The following is a 15,199-nucleotide window of genomic DNA, read 5'->3' as shown; positions in this document are numbered from 1 at the left end:
GTTCCTCTCCCACGGCGGCACTGAACAGGCGAACAGTACGGACGGGAACGAAGCGAACGCGGACCGTGCCCCCCATTTCCACCCCCAAACTCACCCGCCCGTCACATTCCACCCGGCGCGGCCGGTCCCCCGCGCGGGGGACCCTCGTCCCTCCGGCCTGGGACGACTTGGCGGGGCGGGTTCTCTAGCTTTCGAGGTTCCCGGCCTTGAGGAGCCTTCGATGCCTCGCGTTCTGTCCACGCTGACCGTGGCGGCGTGTCTCGTTCTCGGGTTCGCGGTGGCGCCCGCGCGCGCCGAGAGCTATGTGCCCGCCGACGACGGCGGGCGGATCGTGGACGTGCGGAAGGTGGACGACCAGACCCTCGACCTGACGATCGATACGCCGCTGGTGGATACGTCCAAGCCCCGGATCAGGCTGTACACGCCCGCCGGATGGAGCCGCGACGCGGACCGGACGTGGCCGATCGTCTACGCGTACGGCGGCGGGCCGGGCGACTACACCGAATGGGCCGGCGCGGAGGGCTTTCCGGAGACGGCCAAGCGCAGCGGCGCGCTCGTCGCCCTCGTGGACGGCGGAAAGCGGCAGGGATTCACCGACTGGTACAACGGCGGGAAAGGCGGGAATCCGCGCTGGGAGACCTTCCACACCACCGAGGTCCCGCAATTGCTGGAGCGGAATTTCCGGGCGTCGCAGAAGCGGGCCGCGATGGGGATCTCGTCCGGCGGCCAAGGGGCGATCACCTACGCCGCACGGCATCCCGGGCTGTTCGCGTACGTTTCCTGCTTCAGCGGTGTCCTGCACCTGACCGGCGCGGGCGTTCCGCTGGCGTTGATGTTCACCGATTACGCCACGCCCGAGCCGACCGTCCCCGACCCGCTCGCCAAATGGGGGAACCCGGTCTTCGACGCGAAGAACTGGGCCGACCACGACCCGTACGTCCGGGCCGAGGGGCTGCGCGGCACCGGCCTGTTCCTCTCGGCGGGCGACGGCACGCAGGGCCCGCTGGACGACGACCTCGCCACCGACGTCGCGCGCGACGGGTTGCTGAACGGCGTCCAGCTCTACCTCGCCGGCGCGGCGGGCGAGGCGGTCGTCGGCGCCACGACGCGCGACCTCGCCGAACGGCTCGCCCGGCTCGCAATCCCCGCCACGACCGATCTCTACGGGCCCGGATTCCACCAGTGGGAGTACTGGATCCGCGAGTACAAGAAGGCGTGGCCGCTGATGATGAACGCGATCGGCGCGCACCCGTGAGCAGCGAACGAGGCCGCTTTGTCACTGCCGCGCGGAGGATTCCCGCCGCCGTTCTGCCACATTGGCGTGGTGGACGAGAACAGCAGGGCGAGAACCTGGCAGACGTGGTCGATGGCCGGGGCGTGCCTGGCCGTGGACCTGTTCGCGCTCGTCTTCATCAACGCGGCCGGGGCCGGCGGCTGGCGCGTCGCGGTGCTCGTCCTGAGCACCGCGGTCGCCGATCTCGCGCTCGCCGGGCCGCCGAAGCACGCCGAACTCGTCGCGGTCCTGCGGGCGGGCGTGGTCGTGCTCGTCCCGCTGCTGCTGCGGCAGCCGTACCTGTTCGAGATCCCGATCACGCCGGGGCAGATGGTCGCCGGCTACCGCGCCGGCGCCTGGCTGCCGTTCCCCGCCGCGCTGCGGGCGCTCGGGGCGCTGGCCGGGGCGGTCCTCGGCTACGCCCTGGTCCGCGGCGGCTGGTGGCTCGACCATCTCTGGGCGGCCGGGTTCATCGCGCTCGGCATCGCGTTCGTTCCGTGGATGGTGGGACGGTCCAACACGTCCCAGCTGGCGCACCTGTCGCGGCTGGAGCTGATGGCCGAGCGCCGCGCCGCCGCCGTGGCGCGCGCGGTCGCCGAGGAGCGCAGCGCCATCGCCCGTGACCTGCACGACGTCATCTCCCACCACGTCAGCGCGATCAGCATGCACGCGGGCGTCGCGCGGATGGAGCTGGCCGGCGGCCCCGGGTCGGCCGCGCGGCGCTCGGTGTCGCAGGTGGAGGCCGCGAGCCGGTCCGCGATGGCCGACCTGCGGCGGCTGCTGGACGTCCTGCACGGCCAGGACCCCTCGCCCGACCGGCGCCAGCCCGGCCTCGGCGACATCGACGAGCTGCTGGACCGGGTGCGCGCCGCCGGGCCGCCGGTCCATCTGACGGTCGCGGGCGACCTCGGCCGGCTGCCCGCGGCGCTGGACCTCGCCGCGTACCGGATCCTCCAGGAGGCCCTGACCAACGCGCTCCGGCACGGCGACGGCGGACAGGTCACCGTCGCGCTCGGCCGCGCGGACGGCGACCTCGCCCTGGACGTCGCCAACACGCTCGGCGCCCCGCCCCGCCGGGACTGCGCGTCCCCCGGCCGGGGGCTGGCCGGGGTGCGCCAGCGCGTCGCCCTGCACGGCGGCGCGTTCCGGTGCGGGCCGTCCGCCGACGGACGCGGCTGGCGGCTCGCCGTGCGGCTCCCGGTGGAGGACGAGGCATGACGCTGCGGATCCTGCTCGCCGACGACCACGCGATGTTCCGCTCCGGCATGCGGGCCGCGCTGGAGACCCAGCCGGACCTGGAGTGCGTCGCCGAGGCCGCCGACGGACGCGCGGCGGTCGCCCGGACGGCCGAGTTACGGCCCGACGTCGCCGTCCTCGACATCCGGATGCCGAAGCTGGACGGTCTCGCCGCCGCCCGCGCGATCCTGTCCGCGCCGGGGAACGTCACGCGCGTGCTCGTCCTGACGACGTACGACCTCGACGACTACGTCCGCCAGGCGCTCCAGGCGGGCGTCGGGTTCGTGCTCAAGAGCCTGCCGCCGGAGGAACTGGTCCAGGCCGTCCGGGTCGTGGCGCGCGGGGACGCGCTGATCGACCCGTCGGTGACGCGGCGGCTGGCCGGGCGCCTCGCCGCCGGGATCGCGCCCGCCGCACGTCCGCGCGAGCTGTCCCGGCTGACGGCCCGCGAGGGCGAGGTGCTGCTGCTGATCGCCGACGGGCTCAGCAACGGGGAGATCGCCGCGACGCTCGGCGTCGGCGAGGAGACCGTCAAGACGCACGTGTCCCGGGTGTTCGCCAAGCTGGGCCTGCGGGACCGGCTCCAGGCGGTCGTGTACGCCCATCGGCATCGCCTCGTGGAGCACTGAGTACGCCGGACGAGGTAGGCGCGAAGCCGCTCGGGGGCGGATGCCGGCGGGGGCGCCGTCCGGGGACGCTGGCGGTCACCCGATCCGAGGAGCCGGCCATGAAGCTCTCCCGTCCCGCGCGGCGCGCGCTGCTCGTCCTGCACCTGGTGTCGGCGGGCGCGTGGATCGGCATCGACGTGATGGTCGCCGTGCTGGTCCTGACGGGCCGGTTCGCCGCCGACGTCGCGCTCCGCAGCCTCGCCTACCGCGCGCTGGCGGCGTTCGTGACGCTCCCGATGCTCGTCTCCGGGCTGGTGTGCCTCGCGACGGGCGTGGTGCTCGGCCTCGGCACGAAATGGGGGCTCGTGCGCTACTGGTGGGTGGCGGTCAAGCTCGTGCTGAACGTCGTCCTGTGCGCGCTCATCCTCGTCGTGCTCCAGCCGGGCATGGACGAGGTCGGGGCCTACGGCGAGGACCTGCTGACCGGGAACCCGCCGGCCGGCCGGGTGAGCGACCTGTTCTTCCCGCCCGCCGTGTCGCTCACCTGCCTGACGTTCGCGACCGTCCTGTCCGTCGCCAAGCCGTGGGGGCGCCGTCAGCGGACGCCGAGGCCCGCGAAGGCCGCCTGACCTGCGGCGGCGTGCTCGCCCCCGGCCAGGGTCAGCGTGCGCGCCGCCTGGTACGGACAGCCCGCCGCAGTGAACGCCCGCGCGGCGGCGAGCAGGCGCGGGACGTCCCCGTCCAGCAGCGCCGCCGCCCGCTCCACCTGGGCCGACGCGACCGGGTTCCCGGCGACGGTGGCGCGGGCGGACGCGACGCGCGCCGAGGCGTCCGGATGCCCGGCCAGCACCGCAGCCTCCGCCCGCACCGCCACGTACCAGTGCAGCCAGACCCAGCAGACCCACTTCCAGACCTCGTCCGGCTCCGGCGCGACGCGGTCGAGCGCGGCTTCGGCGTCCCCCCGGTGGAGCAGGACGACGGCGTCGCAGATCGCGCCGTAGCCGAGGTCGTGCTGGGGGGCGGTGTCGGCCCGCCGGACGATCGCGAGCCAGTCCGTCCGGGCGTCCTCGTCGCCGCGCAGGCCGTGGACCATCGCGACCGACGCGGCCGTCGCGCCCAGGGTCAGCGAGCGGGGGCGTCCGCTGCGCTCCCACGCGTCCCGGAACCGCGCGGCCCCGGCGAGCACCGCGCCGGTGTCGCCCGCGAACGCGTCCGCGACGAGCAGCCAGGACGTGGCGTGGTGGCCCGCCTCGGCCAGCAGCGGATGCCCGGCGAGCCGCCGTCCGTGCCGGCGGGCCTCGGCCAGCGCGCCCACGCCGAGCGCGGTCCCGGCGGCGACGGTGAGGGCGTCGATCAGCTCGTGCGTCCCGGCGGGCGTGGCGGGGACCGCCGCGAGGACGTCGAGGCGCCGCCGGGCCGCGTCCGCGACGGCGAACGCGTCGCCGGTCCAGCTCAGCGCGCCCGACAGCGCGTCCAGCGCGGCGGACTCGGCCAGCGGGTCCCCGGCGAGCGCGACGGCCCGTTCGGCGGACGCGACCGTCTCCCGCGCGGTGAGGCCGGTGTCGCCCTGGAGCGCTCCGAACGCGTCGGCGAGCACGGCCGCCTCCGCCAGCGCGACGGCCGCGTCGGCGTCGCCCGCCAGGTCGCGGGCCTCGGTGAGCAGGGCGGACGCCTCGTCCCCGGACGGCAGGCGCGTGAACGACGTGGAGAACCGGTACGCGGCGGTCACGGCGACCGCGAGATCCCGGCCGGCGGCGGCGGTGTCCCCGGCGCGGCGGGCGGCGTCGGCGGCGGCGCGGTGCAGCCGGAACACGTCGTCCCCGATCCGGCGGCACCCGGCGACGGCGGCGGCCTGCCGCAGGGCCGCCGCGCCGGACGCGTCGTCCGGCGCGAGCCCGGCCGCCTGCTCGAACCGCTGCTGCGCCTCGCCGAGCAGGGTGCGCTCGAACGTCAGCCCGGCCAGGGACAGCGCGAGGCGGTGGGCGTCCGCGCGGCGCTCCGGACGGCCGGCGGCCCAGGCGAGGGCGGCCCGCAGGTCCGGCGCGACCTCGTCGAACCGGTCGGACGTGACGGCCGAGCACCACGCCAGATGCCGGTCCCGGACGTCGGTCAGCTCGCCCGCGTCGGCGAGCCGTTCCGTCCCGTACTGCCGGACGGTCTCCAGCGCGCGGTACCGCGTCCCGGTCGCGGACGGCGTCGCCGCGAGCAGGCTCTGCTCGGCAAGGCGGCCGAGCCCGTCGGCGACGGCCGCCGCGTCCAGTCCCGCGACCTCGGCGGCGTCGCCGGGCGTGAACGGCGCGACGAACACCGCGACGCGGCGCAGCAGCGCCCGGTCGGCCGGGTCCAGGAGGTCGTGGCTCCAGTCCAGGACGGCGCGCACCGATCGGTGCCGGTCGTTCGCGCGGGATCCGCCGGTGAGGATCCGGAGCTGGTCGTCGAGTCCGGCGGTGAGACCGTCCAGGCCGAGCGTGGGCCAGCGGGCGGCGGCCAGCTCGATCGCGAGCGCCATGCCGTCCAGCCGGTCGCACAGCGCCGCGATCCGGTCGCGGACCATCGGGTCGGGCGTCCAGCCGACCGCCGCCGCCCGCTCCACGAACAGCGTCGCCGCCTCCGACGCGTCGCCGCCCTCCCGCGACAGCGGCGGGACGGCGTAGACGCGCTCGAACGGCACGAGCAGCCGGGCGCGGCTCGTCACCAGCGCCCTGACCCGCGGGCACGCCGTCAGCAGCCGCTCCAGGAACGGCGCGGCGCCGGCGCGCACCTGCTCGCAGTTGTCGAGGACGAGCAGCGCCCGCCGGTCCGCCAGCGCGGCGAGGACGGCGTCCTCCACGTCGTGCCCGAGCTGCTCGCCGACGCCCACGGCCGCCGCGACCGCCGCCCCGACCCGGCCGGGATCGGTCACCGGGACGAGGTCGGCGAACCAGACGCCGTCCGGGAACTCGTCCGCCACGTCCGCCGCGACCGCGAGCGCGAGGCGGGTCTTGCCCACGCCGCCCGGCCCGGCCATCGTCACCTGCCGGTGTTCGCGGACGGCCGCCGCCAGCTCCGCGCGCTCGCGGACCCGGCCGACGAACGTCGTCAGCGGCACCGGCAGCGCGGGCGCCGGGCGGGACCGCTCGGCGGCGCGGCGGGACAGCGCGCGGCGGTCCGGGACGTCCAGCTTGCGCAGCAGCGACGACACGTGCGACTCGACCGTGCGGACGGAGATGGTCAGGCGCGCGGCGATCTCGGCGTTGCTCCGGTGCTCGCCGAGCAGCGCCAGCACTTCGGCTTCCCTGGCCGAGACCACCGGTGAGGACACCGGCCCATTATCCGTGGTGTTTTCCGTGGTCGGCACGGATGCGACGTTCGTCCGGTCCGGGCGATGCTGGGATCACCCGGACGACGAAGGAGTGACCGATGAGCGTGAAGTACGAGGGATTCAGCGCCGAGGAGCGGGCCGCGATGAAGGAGCACGCCCGCGAGCAGAAGCAGGCGGCCCGCCGCGCCACGCGCGCGGACAAGGCCGAGCAGGCGGCGCAGGACGTGCTGGCGAAGATCGCCGAGATGGACGGCGCCGACCGCGCCTCTGCCGAGCGCGTCCACGCCGTGATCACCGCGTCCGCGCCGGGCCTGGAACCGAGGCTCTGGTACGGGATGCCCGCCTACGCCCTGGACGGGAAGGTCGTCTGCTTCTTCCAGAGCGCGGCCAAGTTCAAGGCCCGGTACGCGACGCTCGGCTTCAACGATCCGGCGAAGCTGGACGACGGCGCGATGTGGCCGACCGCCTTCGCCCTCACCGAGGTGACGCCCGAGGTGGAGGCCCGGATCGCCGACCTGGTGACCCGCGCGATCGCCTGACCCACCGACGCGCCGCGGCCCCTGCGACGGGGGCCGCGGCGCTTCGTCGTCCCGAGAAGGCGCACGGCGCGGAGATCACCTCCTTTGGGCTATTCTCTACTTTTCCTACCTAGAAAGGTCACTTATGAGATCCGTCTTCCACCGGCTCGCGGCCCTGCTCGCGCTGAGCGTCGCGGCCGTCCTCGCGCCGGGGGTCTCGCACGCCGCCACCGGGTCCTACGAGCGCGGACCCGCCCCCACGCTGTCCGGCATCCGCGCCGCGCTCGGCCCGTTCTCCTTCTCCACCGTCACGGTCACGGCCGCCCAGGCGGGCGGCGCGTTCGGCGGCGGGACGATCTACTACCCCGACGACACGAGCCAGGGGACGTTCGGCGGGGTCGCCGCCGTCCCGGGCTACCAGAGCGCGGAGAAGGCCGTCGCCTGGCTGGGGCCGCGCCTGGCGTCGCAGGGGTTCGTGGTGATCACGATCGCGACCAACAACCTCACCGACCAGCCCACCGCGCGCGGCAAGCAGCTCCTCGCGGCGTTGGACTACCTGACCGGCCAGTCCCCCGCCGCCGTCCGGCAGCGCCTGGACCCCAACCGCCTCGCCGTGACCGGGCACTCGATGGGCGGCGGCGGGACGCTCTACGCCGCCTGGACGCGTCCGAGCCTCAAGGCCGCGATCCCGCTCGCGCCGTGGCACACCATCAAGAACTGGTCCGGCATCAGCGTTCCCACCCTCGTCCAGGGCGGGACGCAGGACACCACCGCGCCGGTCGGGACCTACGCCCAGCCGATCTACCAGAGCCTCACCGGCGCCCGCGAGCGCGCCTACGCCGAGATCGCCGACGCCGCGCATGGGACGTTCGTCCGCGAGAACCCGCTGATCGGCGAACTTGAGGTCGCCTGGCTGAAGCGCTTCGTCGACGACGACACCCGCTACGAGCAGTTCCTCTGCCCCGCTCCCACCGACCCCGAACTCACCGAGTACCGCGACTCCTGCCCGTCCTCCTGACGCCGTCCCGCGCGGCGGCGCACAACGACGGAACGCCCGAACCGGCATCCGCCGGCGCCGCCGCGCCCGACCGGCCCGCAGTGCGGGGCGGCGCCGTCAGTCGGCGGCGCAGCGGAAGCCGGTGTTGCCGCTGGACGAGTCCGGCGTGTTCTTCGTTCGCGCCGAGACCCGGTAGCGGTTGCAGTAGGAGTCGTGGCAGAGGTAGGAGCCGCCGCGCATGACGCGCGTGTCTCCCTCGGCCCACCAGTCGGCGTTCCATTCCCACACGTTCCCGACGACGTTGTAGAGGCCGTAGGCGTTGGGACGGTACGCGTCCACCGGCGCGGTACCCACATGGCCGTCCTCGGCGGTGTTGACGTGCGGGAACTCGCCCTGCCAGATATTGCAGCGCCAGTGGCCGCGCGGAGTCAGTTCGTCGCCCCAGGGGTAGCGGGCCTGGTCGAGGCCGCCGCGCGCGGCGTACTCCCATTCGGCCTCGGTCGGGAGGCGGCGTCCGGCCCACGCGGCGTAGGCGACGGCGTCGTTCCAGGAGACGTGGACGACCGGGTGCCGCTCGCGGCCCTGGATCGTGCTGCCCGGCCCTTCGGGCGCGCGCCAGGTCGCGCCGGGGACGCCGCGCCACCAGGGCGTGCCGGCGGGCGCCGGGAACGCGTCGGCCGTCCCGGGCGGCAGTAGGCCCGCGAAGACGTACGACCAGCCGAACTTTTCGGCGTCGGTGACGTGGCCGGTGGCCTTCACGAACGCGGCGAACCGGGCGTTGGACACCGCGTGGGCGTCGATGAGGAAGGGCTCCACGGCGACCTCGCGGACGGGGCCTTCGCCGTCGCCGGGGTTGGCCGTTTCGTCCTCGTTGCCCATCCGGAACGTGCCGCCGGGCAGCCGGAGCATCCCCTTGAGACCGGGCGGACGGGGCGCGGGGCCGTCCGCGCCACGGCGCGGCGGGACGGTCGGCACAGGCAGCGCATCGGGTGCGGCGGTCGGGCGCGCCGCCGCGCAGCAGGGAGACTCGGCGGTCATGGTCAATTCCTACCTGGACGGTTGACAATCGTCCGAAATCTACCCCATGATCGCGGCCGTCTCCCCCTTCGATGCCCTGGAGTCTGCTTTGAGTGGTTTTGAGCCGTCCCGCCGGACCGTGCTCGCGGCCGGTGCCGGCGGCGCACTGGCGGCGGCCCTCGCCCCCCGCCCCGCCGCCGCGGCCCCGGCGCCGCGCCCGAACATCCTGTGGCTGATCAGCGAGGACAACAACCCCTACATCGGCGCCTACGGCGACCCGGTGGCGCGCACCCCGACCATCGACCGGCTCGCGCGCGAGGGCGTCCGCTACGAGAACGCGTTCTCCGCCGCGCCCGTCTGCGCGCCGTCGCGGTTCGCGCTCGTCACCGGCCTGCCCGCCGAGAGCTACGGCCCCGCCGAGCACATGCGCGCCACCGGCGAACTCCCGGCCGACACCCGGACGGTCCCCGAATATCTGCGCGCGGCCGGCTACTACGCCACCAACAACTCCAAGACCGACTACAACTCGACGATCAAACCGAAGCAGGTCTGGGACGAGACGAGCGCGACCGCGCACTGGCGGAACCGCCCGGCCGACACGCCGTTCTACTCGGTCTTCACCTACATGACGACCCACGAGTCGCAGATCTTCGACGCCGGGCCCGGGCGGACGCGCCCCGAGGACGTCCGCGTCCCGGCCTACGTGCCCGACGTCCCCGCCATTCGGGAAGACCGCGCCCGCTACTACGACCTCATCGAGAAAATGGACGGGCAACTGGCCGCCCGTCTCGCCGAACTGGAAGCCGACGGGCTCGCCGAGGACACCATCGTGTTCTACTTCGGCGACAACGGCGGCATTCTCCCGCGCAGCAAGCGGTTCTGCTACGACAGCGGCCTGCGCACACCGCTGATCGTCCGCTACCCGCGCCAATGGGCGCACCTGGCCCCCGCACGCGCCGGATCGGTCGTCACCGCACCCATCACGGTGTCCCTGGACCTGCCCCCGACCGTCCTGGAACTGGCGGGCCTGCGGGCGCCGGACCACATGACGGGCACGTCCCTCGCCGCCCGCCGCCGTCCGGCGTACGCGTTCGGAATGCGCAACAGAATGGGCGAGCAGTACGACATGGTGCGGACCGTTCGCGACGAACGATTCCGCTACATCCGCAACTACGCCCCGCACCGCCCCAACGGCCAGCACCAGGCGTACGCATGGCAGCAAAAGGGCTACCAGGCGTGGGAGCAGGCCCACCTGGACGGAAAACTCACACCCGTCCAAGAACGCTTCTGGCGCGAAAAGCCCGCCGAAGAACTCTACGACCTCCGCACCGACCCGGACGAAATCCACAACCTGATCGACAACCCGAAGCACCGAGCCCACCTGAACCGCCTGCGCCGCGCACTGGACGACCATCTCCTGAGCGTCAACGACAACGGCTTCATCCCCGAAGGCTCACCGCTGGAAGGCTACGAAGCGAGCCGCACCCCCGGCGCCTACCCCCTGCCCCGAATACTCGACATCGCCGGAACCGCGATCCGCCGCAATCCGCACGACGTCCCACGCCTCACCCGCGCCCTCACTGACAACAACGAAGTCATCCGCTACTGGGCCGCGTCCGGCCTGCTCATGCAAAAGGGCAAAGCCGCCGCACCAGCCGCCGACGACCTCACCCAAATCCTCACCACCGACCCGTCACCCCACGTCCGGATCGTCGCCGCCGAAACCCTCGCCCGCCTAGGCGACAACACCGAACAGGCAATCTCCTACCTGGCAGGCACATTGGACGAGACCACCGCCGTCCCGATCCGCCTCCAAGCCCTCAGCGCCCTGACGTCCCTGGGCGAAACGGCACGCCCCGCGCTGCCCGCCATCCAGCGCGCCGCACGCTCCAAGAACGGCAACGTCCACGACGCCGCCCTCTACCTGAGCCTCGTCCTGACCGGCGAATACACCCCCGCCACCCCGATCTTCGGCGGATCCCCCGAATGAGACCGCGCCACCGACACCGATCCGAACGCGCGGTATATGGCGGTTTGCGGCTACACTCCGGGGTCGCTGCGGCTGCCCGCCGCGAGGGTGAGGTTGGTCATACCCTGCGGACGTCGGGGCCGGGTGCCCGGCCGGAGACCGCGCCGGGCTGGGGATCCGCCCGCTTGATAGGGAAAGCCTATCGGGGCCATGAGCCGGATTGATTTCTCTTTTCAACGCCCGTGCGGCACTCTGACGACATCGGCCGCCGTGCGTCACACCGGCCCCGGCGGCCCTCCGTGTCCCATGCGGCCCGCACGCTGCGGGGCCGACGTCCACACTCGCAACCAAAGGAGTCTGCGTGCTTACGATCGGTGACCAGTTCCCCGAGTACGAGCTGACCGCCTGCGTCTCGCTGGACCCGGACAACGCGTTCGAGACCATCAACCACAAGTCCCACCAGGGCAAGTGGCGGGTCGTCTTCTTCTGGCCCAAGGACTTCACGTTCGTCTGTCCGACGGAGATCGCGGAGTTCGGCCGGCTCAACGAGGAGTTCGCCGACCGCGACGCCCAGGTGCTCGGCGCGTCCGTGGACAACGAGTTCGTCCACTTCGCGTGGCGCAAGGACCACCCGGACCTGCGCGAGCTGCCGTTCCCGATGCTGTCGGACCTCAACCGCGAGCTGGCGTCCGCGCTCGGCATCCTCACGCCGGACGGCGTCGCGCAGCGCGCCACGTTCATCGTGGACCCCGACAACGAGATCCAGTTCGTCATGGTGACGGCCGGGTCGGTCGGCCGGAACGTCACCGAGGTCCTGCGGGTCCTCGACGCGCTCCAGTCCGACGAGCTGTGCCCCTGCAACTGGAACAAGGGCGAGGACACCCTCGACGCCGCCAAGCTCATGGCCGGCGTCTGATCCGCCCGCAGCATCCGACGACGGCCGGCCGCGGCGAGAGCGCGGCCGGCCGTCCCGCCGAAAGGACGAGAGAGTGAGCGTCGACGCGCTGAAGTCGGCCCTGCCCGGCTACGCGAAGGACACCAAGCTGAACCTCGGTTCGGTGACCTCCACGTCCGCCCTGTCGGACCAGCAGCTCTGGGGCACGGTCCTCGCGACCGCCCTCGCCAGCCGCAACCCCCAGGTCATCCGCGAGCTGGCCGAGGAGGCGGGCGACTACCTGTCCGCCGAGGCGTTCGAGGCGGCCAAGGGCGCCGCGTCGATCATGGCGATGAACAACATCTACTACCGGTCGACGCACCTGATCGGCGACGAGACGTACGCGACGCTGCCCGCGAAGCTGCGCATGTCGATCATCGGCAAGCCCGGGGTGGACAAGATCGACTTCGAGCTGTGGTGCCTGGCGGTGTCGGCCGTGAACGGCTGCGGCCGGTGCCTGGAGTCGCACGAGAAGGTGCTGCGCGACGGCGGGCTGTCGCGCGAGCTGATCCAGGAGGCGCTGCGGATCGCGGCGGTCGTCCACGCCACCGCCGTCACGCTGGAGGGCGAGGCCGCGCTGGCCCCCGCCACCGTCTGACGGAACGATCGAAAAGGCCCGGCCGGGACGACCCGGCCGGGCCTTTCACGTGCTCAGCGGGAAGGCTGAGCGTCACTCCCACTCGATGGTGCCCGGCGGCTTGCTGGTGACGTCGAGCGTGACGCGGTTGATCTCGCGGACCTCGTTGGTGATGCGGGTCGATATGCGCTGCAGGAGGTCGAAGGGCAGCCGCGCCCAGTCGGCCGTCATGGCGTCCTCGCTGGTCACGGGGCGCAGGACGACGGGGTGTCCGTAGGTGCGTCCGTCGCCCTGCACGCCCACCGAGCGGACGTCGGCGAGCAGCACGACCGGGAACTGCCAGACGTCGCGGTCGAGCCCGGCGCGGGTCAGTTCCTCGCGGGCGATGGCGTCGGCGTCGCGCAGGATCTCCAGCCGCTCGCGGGTCACCGCGCCGATGATGCGGATGCCGAGGCCGGGGCCGGGGAACGGCTGCCGCCAGACGATCTCGGCGGGCAGGCCGAGCTGCTCGCCGACGGCGCGGACCTCGTCCTTGAACAGGGTCCGCAGCGGCTCGACGAGCCGGAACTGCAGGTCCTCGGGCAGGCCGCCGACGTTGTGGTGCGACTTGATGTTGGCCGCGCCGGTGCCGCCGCCGGACTCCACCACGTCGGGGTAGAGCGTTCCCTGGACGAGGAACTCGACGGGTTCGGCGGCGTCCTCGCCCACGATCTCGCGGGCCGCCGCCTCGAACACCCGGATGAACTCGCGGCCGATGATCTTCCGCTTGGTCTCGGGGTCGGTGACGCCGTCGAGGGCGTCGAGGAAGCGGTCCTGGGCGTCCACGACGTGCAGGTTCACGCCCGTCGCGGCGACGAAGTCCTTCTCGACCTGCTCGGCCTCGCCCTTGCGCAGCAGCCCGTGGTCCACGAAGACGCAGGTGAGCTGGTCGCCGATGGCGCGCTGGACGAGCGCCGCCGCGACCGCCGAGTCCACCCCGCCGGACAGGCCGCAGATCGCCCGCTTGCTGCCGATCTGCTCCTGGACGGCCGCGACGGACTCGTCCACGATGTTCACCATCGTCCAGTTCGGCCGGCAGCCCGCGCCCTCGTACAGGAAGCGCCGCAGCACCTCCATGCCGTGCTCGGTGTGCAGCACCTCGGGGTGGAACTGGACGCCGAACAGCCCGCGCTCCCGGTCCTCCATGCCCGCGACCGGCGTCACGTCGGTGCGCGCGGTGACGGTGAAGCCCGACGGCGCGGCGCTCACGAAGTCGCGGTGGGACATCCAGACGGCCTGTTCGCCGGGCGTCCCCTCGAACAGCAGGCCGGGGGCGGTGACGGCGATGGTCGCGCCGCCGTACTCGGCGACGTCGGAATTGGCGACCGTCCCGCCGAGCGCCTGCGCCATCACCTGGTGGCCGTAGCAGATCCCGAGCGTCGGGACGCCGAGGTCGAACAGCCCCGCCGGGGCGGCCGGGGCGCCCGGCTCGTAGACCGACGCGGGCCCGCCGGACAGGATGATCGCCTTCGGCCGCTTCGCCAGCATCTCGGCGGCGGGCATCGTGGACGGGACGATCTCGCTGAACACCTGGCACTCCCGGACGCGCCGGGCGATGAGCTGGGCGTACTGCGCGCCGAAGTCGACGACGAGAACGGTGTCAAAGGTCTGGTCTGCGGCCACCAAGACGCCTTTCGGGAACAGGTCGGGATCCGGCGGAAACCCCAGTGTAGAGGGCGCTGCCTGCGGTAACGCGCCCGGACGCCGGGACCGGACGCGCCGCGACGGGACGCGCCGAATGCGAGCGCCCGGGGGTTCCGCTCTGATACCTGTTGACAACAGTGCGTGTCCGTCCCGTCTTCCGACCTGCCTGAATAGAGGAGCCCCGTGAAGCTCGTCGCCGTCGCCGCCGCCGTCCTGTCCGCCGCGTTCGCCGCGTCCGGCGCGGCCCCGCCCCGCGCGCAGGAGCCCACGGCGGAGGCGCGCTGCGCGGGCGCGGCGCTGCGCGTGCGATCGGGCACACCGCCGGGCGTGGAGCGCAACGAGCTGACGCCGGGGCAGGCCGCGGCCGTCGAGCGCGCGCTGACCCGGCTGACGCGGAGCCTCGGCGAACGGCGCGCGGCGCCGACGATCCCGGTCTATTTCCACGTCCTGCACGCGGGGAAGCGCGGGAACGTGTCGGACGCGGCGATCCGGCGGCAGATCGCCGCGATGAACGCCGCGTACGGCGGGAGCAAGGGCGGCGCGGACACCGGCGTCCGGTTCACGCTGAAGAACATCACTCGGTCGAACAACGCGCGGTGGTACGCCGACCCGCAGGGGTACGAGGAGGCGTACAAGCCGAAGTTGCACGTCGGCGGGGCGCGGACGCTGAACCTCTACACCGCCGACACCGGGACGGACCTGCTCGGTTTCTCCACCTTCCCGTGGAAGTACGCCTCGGCGCCCAAGCTGGACGGCGTCCTGGTGCATCCGGGCACGCTGCCGGGCGGCTCGCTGACTCACTACAACCTGGGTTACAGCGCCGTCCATGAGACCGGGCACTGGCTCGGGCTGTACCACACGTTCCAGGACGGGTGCGGTTCCCAGGGCGACCGCGTGGCCGACACGCCGCCGGAGGCCGAGGCGACGAACGGGTGCCCGTCCGGCAAGGACACGTGCGCGGGCGACGGCGCCGACCCGATCCACAACTTCATGGACTACGCCTACGACGGCTGCATGCACGAGTTCACGGCGGGCCAGGGCGCGCGGATCGCGAAGGTCTGGGCGGCCTACCGCGCCGGGTAGCCG

Annotated in this window: 13 protein-coding genes; 10 read left to right on the top strand and 3 right to left on the bottom strand. The window is 73.3% G+C overall.

The genetic code is table 11. The annotated features are described in order from the left end of the window. Positions 1-220 precede the first annotated feature (220 nt). The 4 genes from GQ466_RS01575 to GQ466_RS01560 all read left to right on the top strand — a co-directional run bounded on the left by GQ466_RS01575 (position 221) and on the right by GQ466_RS01560 (position 3,746). On the top strand, positions 221-1,255 hold the full coding sequence (locus GQ466_RS01575; protein WP_161100971.1) for an alpha/beta hydrolase: 1,035 nt from the start codon (positions 221-223) through the stop codon (positions 1,253-1,255). A 69-nt stretch (positions 1,256-1,324) separates the two neighbouring features. Continuing rightward, the gene (locus tag GQ466_RS32565) at positions 1,325-2,491 is read left to right on the top strand and encodes a histidine kinase (protein WP_161100970.1); all 1,167 of its coding nucleotides are present in this window, start codon (positions 1,325-1,327) and stop codon (positions 2,489-2,491) included. Beyond that, positions 2,488-3,138, top strand: a complete 651-nt coding sequence (locus tag GQ466_RS01565) for a response regulator (protein ID WP_161100969.1) — start codon at positions 2,488-2,490, stop codon at positions 3,136-3,138. Before GQ466_RS32565 ends, GQ466_RS01565 begins: the two co-directional genes overlap by 4 nt. A 98-nt stretch (positions 3,139-3,236) precedes the next feature. Then, on the top strand, positions 3,237-3,746 hold the full coding sequence (locus GQ466_RS01560; protein ID WP_161100968.1) for a hypothetical protein: 510 nt from the start codon (positions 3,237-3,239) through the stop codon (positions 3,744-3,746). Here GQ466_RS01560 and GQ466_RS01555 read toward each other — a convergent pair. Further along, a complete protein-coding gene (locus GQ466_RS01555) occupies positions 3,713-6,418 on the bottom strand; it encodes a LuxR C-terminal-related transcriptional regulator (RefSeq protein WP_161100967.1) in 2,706 nt (901 codons plus the stop codon). The two genes, GQ466_RS01560 and GQ466_RS01555, sit on opposite strands and share 34 nt — an antisense overlap. Positions 6,419-6,516: 98 nt before the next feature. Between GQ466_RS01555 and GQ466_RS01550 the strand changes: the two genes are divergently transcribed. After that, positions 6,517-6,957, top strand: a complete 441-nt coding sequence (locus GQ466_RS01550; RefSeq protein ID WP_161100966.1) for an iron chaperone — start codon at positions 6,517-6,519, stop codon at positions 6,955-6,957. Between the two features lie 124 nt (positions 6,958-7,081). Then, entirely contained in the window at positions 7,082-7,954 is an 873-nt protein-coding gene (locus GQ466_RS01545; protein ID WP_161100965.1) for a poly(ethylene terephthalate) hydrolase family protein, read from the top strand. Positions 7,955-8,050: 96 nt separating this feature from the next. On the opposite strand, the gene GQ466_RS01540 is transcribed toward GQ466_RS01545, so the two are convergent. Further along, complete coding sequence (locus tag GQ466_RS01540) at positions 8,051-8,842, bottom strand: formylglycine-generating enzyme family protein (protein ID WP_202420079.1); 792 nt, start codon at positions 8,840-8,842, stop codon at positions 8,051-8,053. 217 nt (positions 8,843-9,059) lie between these two features. On the opposite strand from GQ466_RS01540, the gene GQ466_RS01535 reads away from it, so the two are divergent. From GQ466_RS01535 to GQ466_RS01525, 3 genes are all read left to right on the top strand, one after another. Continuing rightward, positions 9,060-10,940, top strand: coding sequence for a sulfatase-like hydrolase/transferase (locus GQ466_RS01535; RefSeq protein ID WP_202419919.1), 1,881 nt, complete (start codon positions 9,060-9,062; stop codon positions 10,938-10,940). Between the two features lie 340 nt (positions 10,941-11,280). Further along, positions 11,281-11,835 (top strand): redoxin domain-containing protein, encoded by a 555-nt coding sequence (locus tag GQ466_RS01530; protein ID WP_161100962.1) that lies wholly within the window; start codon positions 11,281-11,283, stop codon positions 11,833-11,835. Between the two features lie 73 nt (positions 11,836-11,908). Next, the gene (locus GQ466_RS01525; RefSeq protein ID WP_161100961.1) at positions 11,909-12,451 is read left to right on the top strand and encodes an alkylhydroperoxidase, AhpD family; all 543 of its coding nucleotides are present in this window, start codon (positions 11,909-11,911) and stop codon (positions 12,449-12,451) included. A gap of 72 nt (positions 12,452-12,523) precedes the next feature. Here GQ466_RS01525 and guaA read toward each other — a convergent pair whose 3' ends face one another. Continuing rightward, a complete protein-coding gene (guaA, locus tag GQ466_RS01520; RefSeq protein WP_202419918.1) occupies positions 12,524-14,095 on the bottom strand; it encodes a glutamine-hydrolyzing GMP synthase in 1,572 nt (523 codons plus the stop codon). 201 nt (positions 14,096-14,296) lie between these two features. On the opposite strand from guaA, the gene GQ466_RS01515 reads away from it, so the two are divergent. Next, a complete protein-coding gene (locus GQ466_RS01515) occupies positions 14,297-15,196 on the top strand; it encodes a M43 family zinc metalloprotease (protein WP_161100960.1) in 900 nt (299 codons plus the stop codon). Positions 15,197-15,199: the final 3 nt, after the last annotated feature.

It is taken from the genome of Actinomadura rayongensis (genome assembly GCF_009831215.1).
GTDB lineage: Bacteria > Actinomycetota > Actinomycetes > Streptosporangiales > Streptosporangiaceae > Spirillospora > Spirillospora rayongensis.
This window is presented reverse-complemented; position numbering and strand designations above follow the sequence as displayed.